This is a genomic window from Thiofractor thiocamini (assembly GCF_055384375.1).
In genome coordinates, this window is the sequence record NZ_AP042389.1 from 1,718,518 (window position 1) to 1,734,997 (window position 16,480).

General features: G+C 35.6%; 21 protein-coding genes. 11 read left to right on the plus strand and 10 right to left on the minus strand.

The features are described 5' to 3' along the window. Nucleotides 1–48: 48 nt before the first annotated feature. Nucleotides 49–948, plus strand: coding sequence for a PDC sensor domain-containing protein (locus ACZ47B_RS08680; RefSeq protein WP_464894152.1), 900 nt, complete (start codon nucleotides 49–51; stop codon nucleotides 946–948). After that, nucleotides 941–1,150 (plus strand): DUF2905 domain-containing protein, encoded by a 210-nt coding sequence (locus tag ACZ47B_RS08685; RefSeq protein WP_464894153.1) that lies wholly within the window; start codon nucleotides 941–943, stop codon nucleotides 1,148–1,150. Before ACZ47B_RS08680 ends, ACZ47B_RS08685 begins: the two co-directional genes overlap by 8 nt. Before the next feature lie 14 nt (nucleotides 1,151–1,164). Here ACZ47B_RS08685 and nuoF read toward each other — a convergent pair whose 3' ends face one another. The 7 genes from nuoF to ACZ47B_RS08720 all read right to left on the minus strand — a co-directional run bounded on the left by nuoF (nucleotide 1,165) and on the right by ACZ47B_RS08720 (nucleotide 6,136). Further along, a complete protein-coding gene (gene nuoF, locus ACZ47B_RS08690) occupies nucleotides 1,165–2,409 on the minus strand; it encodes an NADH-quinone oxidoreductase subunit NuoF (RefSeq protein ID WP_464894154.1) in 1,245 nt (414 codons plus the stop codon). Then, on the minus strand, nucleotides 2,409–2,885 hold the full coding sequence (gene nuoE, locus ACZ47B_RS08695) for an NADH-quinone oxidoreductase subunit NuoE (RefSeq protein ID WP_464894155.1): 477 nt from the start codon (nucleotides 2,883–2,885) through the stop codon (nucleotides 2,409–2,411). The genes nuoF and nuoE overlap by 1 nt, the downstream gene beginning before the upstream one ends. Then, nucleotides 2,882–4,525 carry an NADH-quinone oxidoreductase subunit D gene (locus ACZ47B_RS08700; protein WP_464894156.1) on the minus strand — a complete coding sequence of 548 codons (1,644 nt, stop codon included), beginning with the start codon at nucleotides 4,523–4,525 and terminating at the stop codon, nucleotides 2,882–2,884. Before ACZ47B_RS08700 ends, nuoE begins: the two co-directional genes overlap by 4 nt. Further along, nucleotides 4,518–5,033, minus strand: coding sequence for an NADH-quinone oxidoreductase subunit B (locus ACZ47B_RS08705; protein WP_464894157.1), 516 nt, complete (start codon nucleotides 5,031–5,033; stop codon nucleotides 4,518–4,520). Before ACZ47B_RS08705 ends, ACZ47B_RS08700 begins: the two co-directional genes overlap by 8 nt. Then, nucleotides 5,024–5,386 carry an NADH-quinone oxidoreductase subunit A gene (locus ACZ47B_RS08710; protein WP_464894158.1) on the minus strand — a complete coding sequence of 121 codons (363 nt, stop codon included), beginning with the start codon at nucleotides 5,384–5,386 and terminating at the stop codon, nucleotides 5,024–5,026. Before ACZ47B_RS08710 ends, ACZ47B_RS08705 begins: the two co-directional genes overlap by 10 nt. Nucleotides 5,387–5,481: 95 nt before the next feature. Next, a complete protein-coding gene (locus ACZ47B_RS08715) occupies nucleotides 5,482–5,940 on the minus strand; it encodes a peroxiredoxin-like family protein (RefSeq protein ID WP_464894159.1) in 459 nt (152 codons plus the stop codon). Further along, entirely contained in the window at nucleotides 5,873–6,136 is a 264-nt protein-coding gene (locus ACZ47B_RS08720) for a hypothetical protein (RefSeq protein WP_464894160.1), read from the minus strand. Before ACZ47B_RS08720 ends, ACZ47B_RS08715 begins: the two co-directional genes overlap by 68 nt. Before the next feature lie 136 nt (nucleotides 6,137–6,272). On the opposite strand from ACZ47B_RS08720, the gene ACZ47B_RS08725 reads away from it, so the two are divergent. From ACZ47B_RS08725 to ACZ47B_RS08750, 6 genes are all read left to right on the plus strand, one after another. After that, nucleotides 6,273–7,598: an NFACT family protein gene (locus ACZ47B_RS08725; protein ID WP_464894161.1), complete on the plus strand. Its 1,326-nt coding sequence runs from the start codon at nucleotides 6,273–6,275 to the stop codon at nucleotides 7,596–7,598. 9 nt (nucleotides 7,599–7,607) lie between these two features. Further along, nucleotides 7,608–7,928 (plus strand): hypothetical protein, encoded by a 321-nt coding sequence (locus tag ACZ47B_RS08730; RefSeq protein WP_464894162.1) that lies wholly within the window; start codon nucleotides 7,608–7,610, stop codon nucleotides 7,926–7,928. Nucleotides 7,929–7,974: 46 nt separating this feature from the next. Then, complete coding sequence (locus ACZ47B_RS08735) at nucleotides 7,975–8,739, plus strand: phosphatidate cytidylyltransferase (protein ID WP_464894163.1); 765 nt, start codon at nucleotides 7,975–7,977, stop codon at nucleotides 8,737–8,739. Beyond that, a complete protein-coding gene (gene dxr / locus ACZ47B_RS08740; protein WP_464894164.1) occupies nucleotides 8,740–9,816 on the plus strand; it encodes a 1-deoxy-D-xylulose-5-phosphate reductoisomerase in 1,077 nt (358 codons plus the stop codon). Then, a complete protein-coding gene (tsaD, locus tag ACZ47B_RS08745) occupies nucleotides 9,813–10,811 on the plus strand; it encodes a tRNA (adenosine(37)-N6)-threonylcarbamoyltransferase complex transferase subunit TsaD (RefSeq protein ID WP_464894165.1) in 999 nt (332 codons plus the stop codon). The genes dxr and tsaD overlap by 4 nt, the downstream gene beginning before the upstream one ends. Before the next feature lie 144 nt (nucleotides 10,812–10,955). Further along, complete coding sequence (locus ACZ47B_RS08750) at nucleotides 10,956–12,500, plus strand: GGDEF domain-containing protein (RefSeq protein ID WP_464894166.1); 1,545 nt, start codon at nucleotides 10,956–10,958, stop codon at nucleotides 12,498–12,500. A gap of 541 nt (nucleotides 12,501–13,041) precedes the next feature. Here the strand turns inward: ACZ47B_RS08750 and ACZ47B_RS08755 are convergent. Genes ACZ47B_RS08755 through ACZ47B_RS08765 form a run of 3 tightly spaced genes read right to left on the minus strand, consistent with a single transcriptional unit; the run spans nucleotide 13,042 to nucleotide 13,597 of the window. Next, nucleotides 13,042–13,149 carry a hypothetical protein gene (locus tag ACZ47B_RS08755; RefSeq protein WP_464894167.1) on the minus strand — a complete coding sequence of 36 codons (108 nt, stop codon included), beginning with the start codon at nucleotides 13,147–13,149 and terminating at the stop codon, nucleotides 13,042–13,044. A 23-nt stretch (nucleotides 13,150–13,172) separates the two neighbouring features. Next, nucleotides 13,173–13,328, minus strand: coding sequence for a hypothetical protein (locus ACZ47B_RS08760; RefSeq protein ID WP_464894168.1), 156 nt, complete (start codon nucleotides 13,326–13,328; stop codon nucleotides 13,173–13,175). A gap of 2 nt (nucleotides 13,329–13,330) precedes the next feature. After that, nucleotides 13,331–13,597, minus strand: a complete 267-nt coding sequence (locus ACZ47B_RS08765; protein WP_464894169.1) for a DUF4258 domain-containing protein — start codon at nucleotides 13,595–13,597, stop codon at nucleotides 13,331–13,333. Between the two features lie 127 nt (nucleotides 13,598–13,724). Here ACZ47B_RS08765 and ACZ47B_RS08770 point away from each other — a divergent pair, with 127 nt between their 5' ends. Genes ACZ47B_RS08770 through ACZ47B_RS08780 form a run of 3 tightly spaced genes read left to right on the plus strand, consistent with a single transcriptional unit; the run spans nucleotide 13,725 to nucleotide 16,432 of the window. Further along, the gene (locus ACZ47B_RS08770) at nucleotides 13,725–14,678 is read left to right on the plus strand and encodes a TRAP transporter substrate-binding protein (protein WP_464894170.1); all 954 of its coding nucleotides are present in this window, start codon (nucleotides 13,725–13,727) and stop codon (nucleotides 14,676–14,678) included. A gap of 3 nt (nucleotides 14,679–14,681) precedes the next feature. Beyond that, nucleotides 14,682–15,167, plus strand: a complete 486-nt coding sequence (locus tag ACZ47B_RS08775) for a TRAP transporter small permease (protein WP_464894171.1) — start codon at nucleotides 14,682–14,684, stop codon at nucleotides 15,165–15,167. Beyond that, the gene (locus ACZ47B_RS08780; protein ID WP_464894172.1) at nucleotides 15,164–16,432 is read left to right on the plus strand and encodes a TRAP transporter large permease; all 1,269 of its coding nucleotides are present in this window, start codon (nucleotides 15,164–15,166) and stop codon (nucleotides 16,430–16,432) included. The genes ACZ47B_RS08775 and ACZ47B_RS08780 overlap by 4 nt, the downstream gene beginning before the upstream one ends. Nucleotides 16,433–16,480 lie beyond the last annotated feature (48 nt).

Sequence of the window (16,480 nt, forward strand, 5' to 3'; positions counted from 1 at the left end):
ACCATAAATTTGTTATAATAACAATAAATTATTAGAATAGGGTGAAATATGGTATCAAGAGAGATTCAGGATTTTAATCAGATCAGAGTAAATGCTAGAGCTTTTTTATGCTTTTTGCTAACAAGAAACATACCCAACTCTTTGCCCAACATATCCCAAGATGACATAATACAGGCACTTAAAAAGATAAAAAAAGAGAATACCGAGATAGACGCTTTGTATATACTTGATAAACAAGGTATCCAGATCATTGATGCCATTTCCAACAATGCAGATTATCGTAAAGGTAAAAACTCCAACAAAAGCCTAAGGGCATCATACTACAGGGCGGTAAAAGAGAAGAAATGCATCATGACGGACCCATATCCTTCCTCCAAGACAAAAGAGATCGTCGTAACCGCCTCATATCCTGTTTATGATGACAAAGGAAAGCTAAAATATGTAGTATGCCTCGATATAACTTTGAAAAATCTACTTAAAGTCGTTCATCCTACTTCCATAGATTCGCTTTTTGGAAGATTCAATAAAATAGCCTATTCACTCTTCTGTTTTGCTTTGTTCTTGGTAGCTTTTTTATTGTTTTTTAAAGGCTTAAGCAGTATCGCCACTTATGGATTCAGTATAGAAAAACTAGACATCAAGGAGATATTCGAATCCACGATCCTCATAACCCTTTCATTGGCTATATTTGATCTTATAAAAACAATATTTGAAGAAGAAGTCCTGGGGAAAAATGCAAAAACACATATAGATGATATTCATAAAACCATGATACGATTTCTTGGCTCCATCATCATAGCACTATCTATAGAAGCATTGATGCTTGTTTTCAAGTTTGCCATCATAGGACCCGAGAAGATTCTTTATGCTGTATTTTTACTCATGGGGGTCACTTTCTTGCTTTTTGGACTGGCATATTATCTAAAGAGTATAAAAAGAGATGGATAGATTTTTTATAATTTTAGGTATCATCTTTATAGTGATAGGAGTATTTTTATATATCTTCAAAGGCTTTCCGCTTTTTAAACTCCCGGGCGATATAGTCATCCAAAAAGAAAACTTCAAATTTTATTTTCCTATAACTTCATCCATATTGCTCAGCATTGTGCTTACTCTGCTTTTTGCTTTTATATCAAAATTTTTTAAGTAAAGAGTATTTCTAAATTATTTCACAAGAGAGTAAAATTCATCCGGAAATTTTTTGATATGGCTTATAAGTACCGCTGAAACCGCAGGCGCAAATACGCATATGGTTTTTCCATTCATCAAATCAGCCACATCCAAAATGGTATCTATATCTTTTTTCGTGCCGTTTCCTGAGAGTATCTTTTGAAGCAGCCTGTCACTCCATCCTACTCCTTCACGGCATGGCGTGCATTGTCCGCAGGATTCATGGTGATAAAATTCAAGTAGATTTTTCGTGATTTCCGGGACAAAAACATCCTCGTTCATTACTATCATCCCGCCTGTACCCAGGCTTGAGCCATGTTCTCTGAGCGATTCGTAATCAAGCGTAACGTCATCTATCTCGTCACCTCGCAAAATGGAACAGGATGAACCTCCGGGTATGACGGCTTTTAATTTTTTACCGTTTAAAATCCCGCCGCCAACTTTTTCTATATATTCTTTCATGCTTATCCCGTAAGGCGTTTCATAGATGCCGGGGTTGTTGACGTGTCCGCTCATGCCAAAAAGCATAGTGCCAGGACTCTTTTGGGTACCGTAGGCTCTATAAGCTTCATAGCCTTCATTGACTATAAAAGGAACGGAAGATATGGTTTCGACATTGTTTACAAGAGTAGGCTCTCCAAAAAACCACTCAGGCTCTTTTTGGTGTGGTTTAAGCCTTGGGTGTCCTCTTTTTCCTTCAAGCGATTCCAAAAGTGCCGATTTTTCCCCGCAAATATAAGCTCCCGCACCTCTGTGAACAGTTATGTCAAGCGAAAAGCCGCTACCTTTTATATTGTCTCCGAGAACACCTTTCTCATATGCTTCATCTATCGCTTCATTTAGCCTGTTATACCAAAAAAAGTATTCTCCCCTTATATAAATGTATGCTTTTGTTGCTTTTATGGCATAGCAAGTATCTATCATCCCCTCTATCAAAAGATGAGGATCATACTCCATGATCTGTCTGTCCTTGAAGGTTCCAGGCTCACTCTCGTCGGCATTTACAACCAGATATTTTTGTCTGCCCTCATATCCTTGCATAAGTTTCCATTTTCCACCTGCAGGTGCTCCACCCCCGCCTTTTCCTCTTAGTCCGCTTTTATCCACTTCATCTACGATGTCATTAGGATTCAAGTCAAAGATTTTATCAAGAGATCTGTATCTGTCATGGGCAAGAGCGACATCGATCTTGTGAGAGTTTTCTATATCGAAGTTTTTACTTTCTATTTTTACAAGCATTACTCTAATCCATCCAAGATATTTTCTATCTCATTTGTCGTTAAATTCTCATAATATATATCATTCAGGCTCATTGCGGGCGCATTTCCGCAAGCACCGAGACACTCTACCTCTTCAAGTGAAAATTTACCGTCTTTTGTGGTTTCTCCGGGTTTGATGCCAAGTTTATCCTCTATCTTTTTCAGTATCGTTTCACTTCCTCTTAGTTTGCAACTTGCTGTTTTGCATAAGCATATATGATATTTTCCTTTTGGTTCGAGCTTGAACATCGTATAAAAAGTCGCTACCGAGTAAACGTCCGCTTCACTTAAACCGAGTTTATCGGCGAGATATTTCATGGCTTCCAGGCTTATCCACCCTTCTTGTTCTTGTATGAGCCAAAGTCCAGGAAGTGTCAATGATTTGATATCGGGATATCTTTTTTTTAAGTTCTCAAATTTTTCAATGTTCTTTTCATTAAAACAAAATCCACTCATCTATCCAGCTCCCCGGCAATGATATTTAAACTACTCAGTGTTATAACGGCATCCGCTACCAAATGATCTTCGATGATTTGTGGAAGTGCGCTCATGGAGTAAAAACAAGGAGGTCTTACTTTTACCTTGTATGGTATCCCGCTACCATCACTCACTATATAAAAACCCAGTTCCCCGTTTGTAGCTTCAATGGCGGAGTAACTCTCTTTTTTTGGAACTTTTACACCTTCGAAGATCAATTTGAATTGATTCATCAATCCTTCAATATTATGATAAACATCATCTTTTTTGGGCAAAAACACTCTCTTGTCATTAACACAGATATCACCACTTGGCAATCTTTTCATAGCCTGTTTTATGATGGATATACTTTGGTATATCTCTTCAAACCTTACCATGAGTCTGTCATAAACATCACCTACACTTCCAACCGGTATCTCGAAGTCAAAACTGTCATAGTAGTAGTAAGGTTTTGCCACCCTTAAGTCATATGCGACTCCGCTAGCTCTTAGGTTTGGACCGCTTATGCCAAAACTCAAAGCATCCTCTTTGTTGATGATACCTACATTTTGGGATCTATCCAAAAATATTTTATTGTGCGCAACTAGTTTCAAAGAGTCATCCACGCCTTTTAGTATATCTTTCAAGCAAATATTCAAGTCATCCTCAAAACCGTCATACAGGTCCCACTTCACACCACCTACTCTCATATAGGCATTCGTTAGTCTGGCTCCTGTAAGTTTGGAGAGAAGATCATATACAGTTTCTCTTGGATTGTAAAGATACCAATAGTTTGTTAGTGCTCCCATATCCACAAGTGCAGCTGCCAAGCATACTAGATGGTCTATGATACGGGAAAGTTCGCCAATGATGACTCTGATAAATTTTGCACGATCAGGTATCTCGATATCCAGCATTTTTTCAACCGAATCCGCAAAGGCAATGTTATTTAGTATGGCAGAACAGTAGTTGAGCCTGTCGGTATATGGGATGATTTGGTTGTATTTGTGATTTTCGCATGATTTCTCAAAACCTCTGTGAAGGTAACCTATCTCACTGACCGCACTTACGATCTTTTCATCTTTTAGTGCGACAAATGTTCTGATGGTTCCGTGACTTGCAGGATGAGCTGGACCTAGATTTAGAAAAGTCAAATCTTCACTGTCACTGTATCCTCTAAGTCTTAGTTTTTTTGTCATTTCATCTATCAAATCATCCGTTTCAATGCATAGCTGCCCTTTTGTTATGGGATAATCTTTTCTTAATGGGTGCCCTATGAAGTTTTTATGATTTAGTATCCTTTTTAAGTTATGATGTCCTGCAAAAGTGATGCCGTACTGATCATACGCTTCTCTCTCAGCCCAGTTTGCACCGTCATAGATCGAACTGATGCTTTCAACCTCAAGATTATCTTCAAGATAACTTTTAAGAATGATCGTATCTTTGAAATCCTCACTCCTGAATATATAAACAACGGCAAATCTGCTTTTTTTCTTTTCAATGTAGTTCAAGTAGTCAACTACGGTCAAATCTACGAAAAAGCTATAGTTCAATTCGTATTTTATATATGCTACGGTATCTTTCAAATCAACCGGCAAAACGATATATTTTTCGCCTTCTTTTTCCAACTTGTCAAGCATCCAGCAAGCCTTTGAAATTTTTTACCCTGTCTTTCAGTATCGATTCGTCCTGACTCATTTTTTGGATTTGCATAATGCCGTCAAGTATGGCTTCGGGTCTTGGAGGGCAACCGGCAAGATATACATCCACAGGGATTATCTGATCGATTCCCTGCATAGTGGTATAATTGTCATAAAAACCGCCGCTGCATGCACATGCTCCCATGCTTATGACCCACTTTGGCTCACAAATCTGATCATATATCATCTTCAAAATCGGGGCTTGTTTGTAGCTTATGGTTCCGGCGACTATCATGAGATCTGCCTGTTTGGGAACAAATCTTACAACTTCAGCGCCAAATCTCGATATATCATACTTGGAAGATGCTACACTCATAAACTCTATGGCGCAACACGCGGTACCGAATATATACGGCCATAAAGAAGACTCTCTAGCCCAGTTTACGGCACTGTCAAGTTTTGTAGTGATAACACTGTCGCCAAATATCGCCTCAGCTCCTACTGCCATTTCAATGCCTTTTTCATATAAACATAAACAAGTCCCGCTACAAGGAGAAAAACAAATAGAAATATCTCTACAAGACCTAAAGCCCCCAATTCCCTGACATTTACAGCCCATGGAAATAAAAATATGATCTCGACATCAAAAATGATAAATAAAATCGCAACAAGATAAAATCTAACATTGTGTCTTGAGCCTATATCTCCAACAGGTGTTGATACACCGCTTTCATATGTTAAGTTTTTATTTTTTATATTTGGATTTTTAGGACCAAGGTTTTTTGTGGCAAGGAATATAATAGGGATCGCAACCGCCAAGATAAAGATGATAACCCCGGAAAGTATCAATTCTTGTGACATTATGCACCACCAAGTTTCAAGTCCTTTTTCAGACTAAAATTTTATAGCAGGTATGATAACACATTTTTTGTAAAAGAGTAGTTATTTTTTTAAATTTATCCGAAAAATTTCTTTAAATTTTCCAATATTTTTGTCGGCTCAGCCCTTTTTGTATAATCCGCATCGATAAAATGGTATAAAATTTTTGAATTTTGGTCTATGATATAGGTTGCCGGCATAGGGACAAGATAACTGTTATTTCCGTTTTGCCCCGGTATGTCTATACCGAAACTTTCATATATTTCCTTTAGACTATCAGGCAATTCAAAAGCCAGACCGAGTGCTTTTGCCAATACGTTATCTTTATCGAACAGGATATCAAAAAGAAGTCCGTTCTTTTCTTTGGTTGAAAGTGAATTGTCCGGAGTTTCTGGAGATATACCGACCAAATCGGCTCCCAAAGACCTTATCAAAGGCAAAGATGCCTGCAGAGCGTTTAATTCGAGATTACAGTAGGGGCACCACCCTCCCCTGTAAAAACTTAGTACCACCGGTGTTTTTTTCCAGATAATCATAAAATTCTCTTTCTTGCTGTAAATGATTTTTAAGAGTAAAATTTGGCATAATATCACCACTTTTAAGAGCATTTTTCTCTATATTTTCTATCTTCATGGCCATAGTTGCCTTTTGCATGGTATCCAAGATCTCTTTTGGTACTTTTTGTGCCTTTTGAGCATCATACTGTGCTATTTGTTCCTCGAGCGATATCATGTCATTCTCCTTTGGATTTTTAGACCCAACCAAAAGTATGCCGGTTTTGGTCGGGCAGTGAAATTGTACTTTTTAAATGTTTAACTTTTGTGTAGAATTAATATGATAAAATAAACAGATTAAAGGAGATTTACAAGTGAAACGAGCGGAATTGGTAAAAATAATCGAGTATATAAAAAACTTTAAAAAACTTGAGAGTATCTACAGAGTCGATGATACGGTTTTAAAGTTGATATTTGATAAAAAAGAGACCCTGTTTTTCGATATGACCAAAGGAAACTCCTATATCTTTAAAAAAGATGACTACAAAAGTTCAAAAATATACTCAGCTCCCTTTGATATAGTTTTGAAAAAGAGGTGTTTCAACTCTTTTATCGAAGAAGTTGAAGTACTCAAAGGCAATAAGATAGTACGTTTCAAACTCATGCAAAAAAAGAGTTATAAGGCTACCGTAACCTATCTCCAATTTGAATTTACGGGAAGACATACCAATGTTATCATCTGCGATGAAGAGTTTATCATACTTGAAGCCCTAAGACATATCGATAAAAGCGTTTCTTACAGAGAGATAAAAAACGGCATAAAGCTACCTAAACTTCCGGGGATTGAATTTGGGGAAAAAGATATGGTTATAGAAGATATCAAAAAGTATCTATATGATAAATACAAAGAAAAAATGCAAAAAAAACTCAATAATACGATAAACCAAAAACTTATAGCTATCCACAGAAAACTTGAAAAATTAAAAAAGATAAAAGGAAAATTACCGCTTGAGAGTGAGCTTATAAAAAGATCCAAAAATTACCAAAAAGAGGCGGAACTGTTGCTTGCAAATCTGTCCGATATAAAAAATTACCAAAAAGAGGCGGTAGTTAAAGATTATGACGGAAATGATGTATGTATAAAATTCCCAAAAGAAGCAAAAACTCCTTCACAAGCGGCAAACATACTGTATGATTTATCTAAAAAGTCAAAACAAAAAGCAAAAAATATCCACCTTGAAGTTGAAAATCTGGATTCTAAGATCAGATATTTAAAAAGTCTTGAGCAGATCATAAAAGAGGTAGAAAGTCCGGATGAATTAAAGCTTTACTTTCCGAAAGCAAAAAAAATCGGTAAAAAAGAAAAAAGTTATGACGGGGTGGAAAATTTCTATTTTGAAGGATACAAGCTCTCTTTGGGCAAAAATGAAAAAGCCAATGCCTATCTTTTAAAAAATGCAAAAATGAGTGATATTTGGCTTCATTTGAAAGATTTACCCTCAACTCATGTTATAATAAGCTCAAATAAAAAAGAAGTTCCAAAAGAGGTGTTGGAGTTTGGGGCTCATTTGTGTGTAAAGTTCAGCACGACTCAAAAAAGCTCCTATTTGGTCGATTATACAACAAGAAGGAATGTAAAAGTCATTTCAGGTGCAAAAGTAAATTATGTCAATTATAAAACCTTAGGGGTTAAAGTTTAAGGATTTATCATGGGTATCTCTCCACTCGGCGGTGTTATATATGCAAATCAAAATATGCAAGTACCTGCTGCCAAACAGATAGATTTTCAAAGCAAACTCGATCTTCAAAATGTCATGGCAGCCGAACTTTTAAATGAAAAAGAAAAAGAAGTTGAAGAGGTAAGACCGACAGAAGAGAGTTATAAAATAGATCCAGAGAATGAGCATGAAAGAGAAAAAAAGGATGAAGAAAGCGGAGAAAAAGAGAATGAAGAAAAACTCATGAACAAAGTGGAAAAAAAGATAAAAGATAAAAAGCAAAGCACACATCTTCTTGATATCAAAGTCTAAGTTAATTTCAGTATAATTGCAAAAATATACAATTAGGTAAATAATTATGAACATAAAAGAAAAATTCTCAAAAGACAAACAAAGATATATGACTGCGATCGTGCTGGTTGTGGTCGTAGGTATAGTAGGTCTGATAGATAACTATTTTTTAACATGGCTGTTTTTGGGAGTGGCATATATATTTTCGATGCATGAGAGCATCAATCTTTTTAAGATAAAAAGCAATATACTCTACTCTTTGGCTCTTATCATATGGCTTGTGGCACTTTTCTATCCAAATCCCGATGATTTGTCGTTTTTAGTGCTTGTGATCGCCATATCTATAATGCTTTATGAAAAGAAGGTGGACTTCAAACTACTTTATCCTTTCTTGTACCCCATGACCCCGTTTTTGTTTGTCTTGGCGCTTTATCATGATTTTGGGATGGGAATCTTGATATGGCTTGTTTTTATAGTTGTATTTACTGATAGCGGAGCATACTTTACAGGCAAAAGCATAGGCAAAAGAAAGTTCTCCTCCATTTCACCCAATAAAACCGTTGAAGGAGTTATAGGCGGCGTAGTCATAGCTTCGATAATCGGAACTTTTTACGGCTTGAACTATGTGGGTTTTTGGCTAAGCCTGTTTGTATCCGTACTAACATCTTTGGCAAGTGTTTACGGTGATTTGTTCGAGAGCTATCTAAAAAGAGAAGCCGGAGTAAAAGACAGTGGGTCGGTTTTACCGGGACATGGAGGTGTGCTTGACAGGGTTGATGGATATCTCTTCGCGGGAGTTGTCATGGTGATACTCTTAAGAGGCTTGGCGTAATTGATACTTCTTGGCTGTACCGGTTCTATCGGGGTAAATGTCTTAAATATCGCAAGAGAGTTCAATCTTGAAGTAGAAACACTGGTTGCCGGAAACAATGTAGAACTCTTAAATACTCAGATAGAGGAGTTTCATCCCAAATTTGTAGTAGTCGCAAAAAAGGAGTTGGTTTCTCTTGTAAAACATGATAAAGTTTTTTACGGCGAGGAAGGGATACTCGAAACTATAAATATCTCCAAAAGCAAGCTTGTGGTAAACGCACTTGTCGGGTTTTTGGGACTAAAACCCACTATTGAAGCATTGAGACTTGATAAAAAACTCGCTCTTGCAAACAAAGAGAGTCTTGTAGTTGCAGGAGCTTTTGTGGACAATTCGAAAATAATCCCCATAGACAGCGAACACTTTGCGGTATGGTATCTTTTAAATGATAGAGATATAGATAGGGTCATCTTGACTGCCAGCGGTGGACCTTTTAGAGATATGGATATATCCAAGATAAGGGATCAAAAAGCAAGTGATGCATTAAATCACCCAAACTGGAAAATGGGTAAAAAGATAAGCATAGACAGTGCGACTATGACAAACAAACTTTTTGAACTTCTTGAGGCAAAATGGCTTTTTGATACGGACAGTGTTGATGCAGTTATAGAGAAAAACTCTATAATACACGCTCTTTTAGAGTTTAAAGACGGAAGCACGACCGCGCACTTTGCGGGAGCTGACATGAGACTTCCCATATCTTATGCTATCTTAGGAAAAGAGCCGTCTCACAAGATAATCCCAAACATAAATCTACTAGATATAAAAGAGATAAGTTTTAAAAAGATTGATCCTAAAAGATACCCCATATGGCGGATAAAAGATGATATTTTAAAAAATCCCCACTTAGGAGTGGTAATCAACGCAGTTAACGAAATAGGGGTAGAAGCCTTTTTAAAAGGAGATATATCGTTCTTTGATATATCCAAAATCGCTCTATTGTCATATGAAAAATTTCAAGATATAAAATTATCAAGTTTTGATGATATATTTGAAATCGATAAAGAAGTAAGAGCTTATGCAAAAGAGTTAATATGATACTTAGCATCGAAAGTAGTTGTGATGACAGTTCCATAGCCATAACAGAGATAGATACGAAAAAACTTATATATCATAAAAAGATTTCTCAAGATAGTGAACATTCAGCTTATGGCGGAGTGGTACCTGAGCTTGCCGCAAGGCTTCATACTGAAGCACTTCCAAGGATGCTTGAAGAGTGTAAAATATATCTCGATGCCATAAAAGCCGTAGCGGTTACAAATGAACCCGGACTTTCAGTTACTCTTATCGAGGGTGTGACTATGGCAAAAGCTTTGAGTATAGCTTTAGACATCCCACTTATCGCAGTCAATCATTTAAAAGGGCATATAGCATCACTGTTTATCGAAGAAAAAGGCATTTTCCCTATGATAACCCTCTTGGTTTCAGGTGGTCATACGATGGTTTTGAAAGTGAAGGGTTTTTTTGAATTTCAAGTACTTGCCTCAACCATGGATGACAGCTTCGGTGAGAGTTTTGATAAAGTAGCCAAAATGCTCTCTTTAGGATATCCGGGAGGTCCAAAGGTAGAAGAGTATGCCAAAAAAGGAGACCCTAAAAGATTTCATTTTACAGTACCTTTGTACAACTCAAACCGCCTTGCTTTTAGCTACTCAGGACTGAAAAATCAAGTAAGACTTGCCATAGAGTCATTGGGTGAATTAAATGGACAGGACAGGTGCGATATTTGCGCCTCTTTCCAAGAAACAGCCATAGCCCACCTACTTCATAAAACAAAAAATATACTCAAAAAAAATGCAAATGATATAAAAATTTTTAGCATAGTAGGAGGAGCAAGCGCAAATCTTAGCTTGAGAGAAAATATCTTCGGGCTCTGTAAAGAGTTTGGCATGGATCTAAAACTTGCAAAATTAAAGTACTGCTCGGACAATGCCGCCATGATAGGAAGATATGCCATAGAAGCATATAGCCGTAACTACTTCACCGACATAGAAGATATCAGGATAAATCCAAAAATTATCTCAAAAAGATAATAAGGGGCTCTCCTTTTTTGCCTTCTGTTAAATTTCTAATCACTGGCTTGCTTGCAGATCAAATTACAACAGTAAAAATACGGTATAATATGTGCAAAAATCAAAAAGACTATTTTTTTAAACATAAGGAGTAAAAAAAGAAGAGTGTTAAATTTACTTAAAAAATATTTCAAAAAGCCTCTATTTCTTCTAATAATAGTTAGTATTTTTATCGCATTAGAAATAGTAGCATTAATACTCAATTATTGGATTTATGACCAAAAAGTACAAACTGTTTTAATAAAACAAAAACAGACATTTTCGCAACAAATAACACTTGTTCATAAAAATCTTCATAATATGGCTGATCTTTTTGAACGCTTTAAAATCGAAGAGACATCTAATGTGAAAAAATTCATCTATCAAGCACTCAAAGATCCGCAAAAGATTGAAAAAATGCACTATAAACTCTACAATTTACTGAAAAATGATTATGATTATATGCAATCTTTTGGTCTAAGACAACTCCATTTTCATCTTCCAGGTCCTGTTAGCTTTCTAAGATTTCATCGACCACAAAAATTTGGTGACTCACTTGTAAATATAAGAGAAGATCTGATGTATGTCAATAAAACTAAAAAGCCATTGAGTGTTTTCAGTGAAGGACGTATCTTTAATGGCTTTCGCAATGACTATCCTCTTTTTAAAGGCGATCTTTTTCTTGGAACGGTTGAGATCTCTTACTCGTTCAAGGCTATGCAACAACGGCTTGTTCAGGTCGATCCGGATAGTGCCTATGCTTTTTTACTTAAAAAAGATGTTGTTGGCAAGAAAGTTTTTAAAGATGAGAAAAACAATTATCGCTCCAGTGTTTTAGAAGGATGGCTTTATGATAAAGGTCCTTTACAAGAGAAAATGATTTTAAAATTTTCTCAAATGGAATCAGTAGATGCAAAATTAAAAGATAGTATTTTACCTGCTATGCACAGTGGTAAAAACGACTCTTTTTTAATTTATGTCAATAAACATTTTTATATTATAACAATTTTGCCGGTTAAAAACATCCAAAAGAGGGTTGTAGCGTACATTTTACAGTACAAATTGTCTCCTCTTATTGATGAAATGTATCTTAATATGCGATATACTGCCATTTTCTTGACACTTTTCACTTTTATGTTGACATTTATTACAGCAATTTTTGTTGCAAATTTTATGCAGGCAAAGGAAGCTTCAGTCTATGACCTACTAACTGGAATTTACAACCGAAGACAGTTCGATATCTTTTTTGAACAATATATATCTCAACATCACCGCCACAATGACATTATGAGTCTCATCTTTTTCGATATCGACCATTTTAAAAGAGTTAATGACGCATATGGGCATGATGTTGGTGATGATGTACTCAAAGAACTAGCAAAAGTCATAAAATATAATATACGCCAAAGTGATATTTTTTCCAGATGGGGAGGAGAGGAGTTTATGATTTTGCTCCCAAATACTTCTTTAAAAGAAGCTGCTATACTTGCGGAAAAACTGAGACAAATAATTGCAAAACATAAATTTCCTCTTCCTCAACAAATAACATGTAGTTTTGGTGTTATCGAGATTCAAAATGACGATGACATGCACAGTGCACTTAAGCGTGTTGATAGCCTTCTCTATCAAGCTAAAGAGAGTGGAAGAAATAGGGTTTGTGTTAAAAATTAAGCTAAACTTTCTTTAATTGCAAGTATAATTTGAGTAACACATTTTGTTGGCTTCTCTGATTTGTTATAACTCTGTCTTTAAAGTTTATCATTTTCATATGGTTCATTATTTGGGAATTGACTTAAAACAAATAAAAAATCTTCTTTAGATGCTTTTTCTACTTTTTTCTCAATAATATCAACAGTTTGTAAATCTGATACAAAGCATTTATGATAAATTGATTTAATGAAATTTTTTCACTTTGATACATATTATTAACTGATGTTACGCACCATATATAGTTTTAAATGTTTTTTGCAACATTTCATTACAAGGCAGAAAGTTGAAGAGCTACCCGTAGGTAACTTGAAACTTTCTAACGCCGTAAGGGAGTGTTGCAAAAAGCACCCAAAGGGCAAGACAATAAGGTATTATCTGACAACGCTCGTATTTTCTCACCTTAACTACGGTTAGGCTTTCAAAAATCTGCCTTGCATATAACGCCTTCTTGTCTTGTCTAAAATTATATATGGTGCGTAACATCAGTTATTAACATCAGTTTTTAAATCTTTAAAGAAATATTGCCCTCCACATAGTTGTTTACCAAAGCTTGAATGAGATTTTGATAACCTATGCCTTTGCTTTTTGCTTTAGCTTTTATCTTTGCCAAATCTTTAACGCTAAATCTTATCGTTACAGGTTTTTTTCTTGGAGAGATTTGGTGTATTTTGCACTATTTTTGTACATAATGATATCGTCATTTTCCAGTTTTTTATCTACCCACTCACCATTTTCTATCTCACTAAGTAACTTTTCTTCATATTCATCTAATGTTATACTACTTTTCATTTTTAAATTCCTTTTTTAGTTTTTCTGTTTGGTATGATGGTTTTTAAAAAAATCTCACTCTCATTTTCAACAAAAGGAACATAGCAGATGTATGAATCCAATTTTAAGATAAAGATATACTGATTTGGATATTTATCTTTGTTATAATGCTCCCTTCTTGATAAGATTTCACCTTTTTCTAAACAATCAACAACCATTTCAAAACTAAGCCCTCTTTGAAGTTGTAAAATTTGGTTTTTTTCTTCATCCCATTTGATAATCTTTTGCATAATATGATTATATTGTATTGTAAATATCTTGTCAATACAAATAAGACTCAAAATCATCTCAAAAGATAACTATAATCTATTAATTGGTATAATGCAAAATATTATAAAATTTTTACAAGGAGTCAAGATGAAGAAGGTGCTAGCATTTGTCGCATTTTTGTTGCCGTTTAGTTTATTTGGAAGTAGTTATACTATAGATTTGGGTATTGTTACTACACCAAACTCATTTCACTATAAGGCCGCAAAGAAGTTCAAGGATATAGTTGAAGCAAAAAGTAATGGTGACATACAAGTAAACATTCACCACTCTCACTCAGTAGGAAGTGAGACAAGTATACTTCAGCAAATGCAGTTAAATGCTCTTCAAATGGGAGTCATCACGGCAGGTCCTATTGATAAAATGGTGCCTTCCATAAAAGCTATAGAATTTCCTTTTATATTTGATAGTTTTAAAAAGGCTGATGAGATACTCGACGGGAAGATCGGACAAAGTATCTTAAAAGATTTTACAAAGGCTAATTTGGTAGGTTATCACTTTTTGGAAAACGGTTTTAGAAATATAACAAATTCCAAAAAGCCGATTCACAGTGCAAAAGATGTACAGGGCTTGAAGATAAGAGTTATGAACTCTCAGTTTCAGATAGAGATATGGAAAGCTATAGGTGCAAATCCTACTCCAATGCCTTGGCCGATTTACACTCAACTGTCTCAACATGTCATAGACGGTCAAGAAAATCCTTTGGCTGTTATAGACCAGTTCAAGCTTTATGAAGTTCAAAAGTATCTATCTCTAACAAGACATGTTTACTCAGCTTTGGTTTTTGTGGGAAGTAAGACTTTTTATGATTCGCTTCCTAAAAAGTATCAAAAACTTCTTTTTGAAGCTACAAAAGAGGCATCTTTGTATGAGAGAAAGCTAAACAGAGATAAAGCCAACTTTTTCTTAAAAGACCTTAAAAAGCACGGTATGGTTATAGACGAGCATCCTGATCTATCCTCTTTTAAAGCAAAAGTAAAACCTTTAAAGGCAGAGTTTAAAGGTGTGGCTAAAAAATATCTCGATGAGATTCTAACCAAGTAGTAAATGATAAAAAAGATAGCTTCTTTTATCTCAATCATAAGCAATATGACAAACAAGTTTATAACTTTTTTTGTTGTATTGCTACTTTTTTTACTCTCTCTTCTTTTAGGAGTGGCGGTATTTTACAGGTATGTTTTAAATGATTCAATCTATTGGTCAAACGAAGTTGCAAGGTACCTTTTGGCTTATATAGTATTTCTCGGCTCAACCATAGCCCATAAAAACGGTGTACATATAAGAGTGGACACGATCTTTTCATATATATCACAAAAAAAGAGATGGATTGTCGAGTTTTTTATAACTTTGTCATTTATCTTTTTTTGGATAGTTGTACTGGTAGGCAGCATAAAGCTTATGCCTCTTTTTTTGATGCAGACTACCGCAACTCTTCAGATACCCTTTGCTTATGTATTTTTTGTAGTACCGCTTGCAAGTATTATATGGATAGTTTATCTTGTCGATGATCTTTTGAGAGAGATTGTAAAATGATAAGTTTGATTATACTTCTTCTTTTTCTCATACTTATCGGTTTTCCTATATTTTTATCTATCGGTTTATCTACAACAGTAGCATTTTTTAGTGCAAAACTTCCTTTTTTTATGATAGCCCAAAAGATGTTTGACGGTATCAATTCCTATGTTCTTTTGGCAGTTCCTCTTTTTATGTTAGCAGGTAGCATTATGGATCAAGGCGGTATCTCAAAAAGACTTGTAGAGTTTTCTGAAGCTCTTGTAGGGCATTTTAGAGGCGGACTTGCTATCACTTCCATACTTTCAAGTATGCTATTTGCCGGTGTTTCCGGCTCAGCCGCAGCTGACACTGCGGCAGTAGGATCGGTTTTGATACCTTCTATGAAAGATAAAGGCTATGATAAAAACTTTGCTGCTTCTATCATCGCAACAGGCGGTTCTATAGGGGTTATCATACCTCCTAGTATCCCCATGATTATCTTTGCTTTTATAGCCAATATATCAGTCGGTAAACTTTTTTTGGCGGGGGTATTTCCGGGCATATTGATAGGTATCTCTTTGATAGCGTTGGTTGTTTTTAAGACCAGAGATTTTAAAGTGGAAGAGAGCTATAGTAAGTTTGACGGAAAAAGGGCATTTGTAGCTTTTAAAAGGGCGATTCTATCTTTGGGTATTCCTGTTATTGTCGTGGGAGGGATTTTGGGTGGTCTTTTTACAGCTACCGAGTCAGCGGCAGTAGCGGTTTTGTATGCTTTACTCATAAGTGGAGCGGTTTATAAAGAATTGACACTAAAAAAACTTTACAAAGCAGCGCTTTACGCAGTAAACACAAGCTCTATCATTTTGATCATTATCTCCATAGCAACTGTATTTTCCTGGTTTTTATCTATGCATAATGTTCAGCAGATACTCTCACATGCTTTTTTGGCGATAGGAAACAACAAGTATATTTTACTTTTGACTATCAACCTCTTTTTGCTTGTTATGGGGACATTTGTGGAAACTACCGCTTCTTTGATACTTTTTGTGCCGGTACTTACTCCACTGCTAAACACTCTTGGCATAGACCCGCTTACTTACGGAGTCATGATAGTGACCAATCTTGCCATAGGTATGCTTACCCCGCCTCTCGGTATTTGTCTTATAGTATCAGGCTCCATAGCAAAAAGTAGCATGCTTGATATATCCAAGGCGGTTTTACCGTTTCTTGGCATAATGCTCTTGGATCTTTTTTTGATTACCGTGATACCTTTTTTTACAACTTTCCTACCAAATCTTCAATAGCTGATGTTTCATCAGTTAATAATCCCAAATTTTGCATTAACCGTCGGT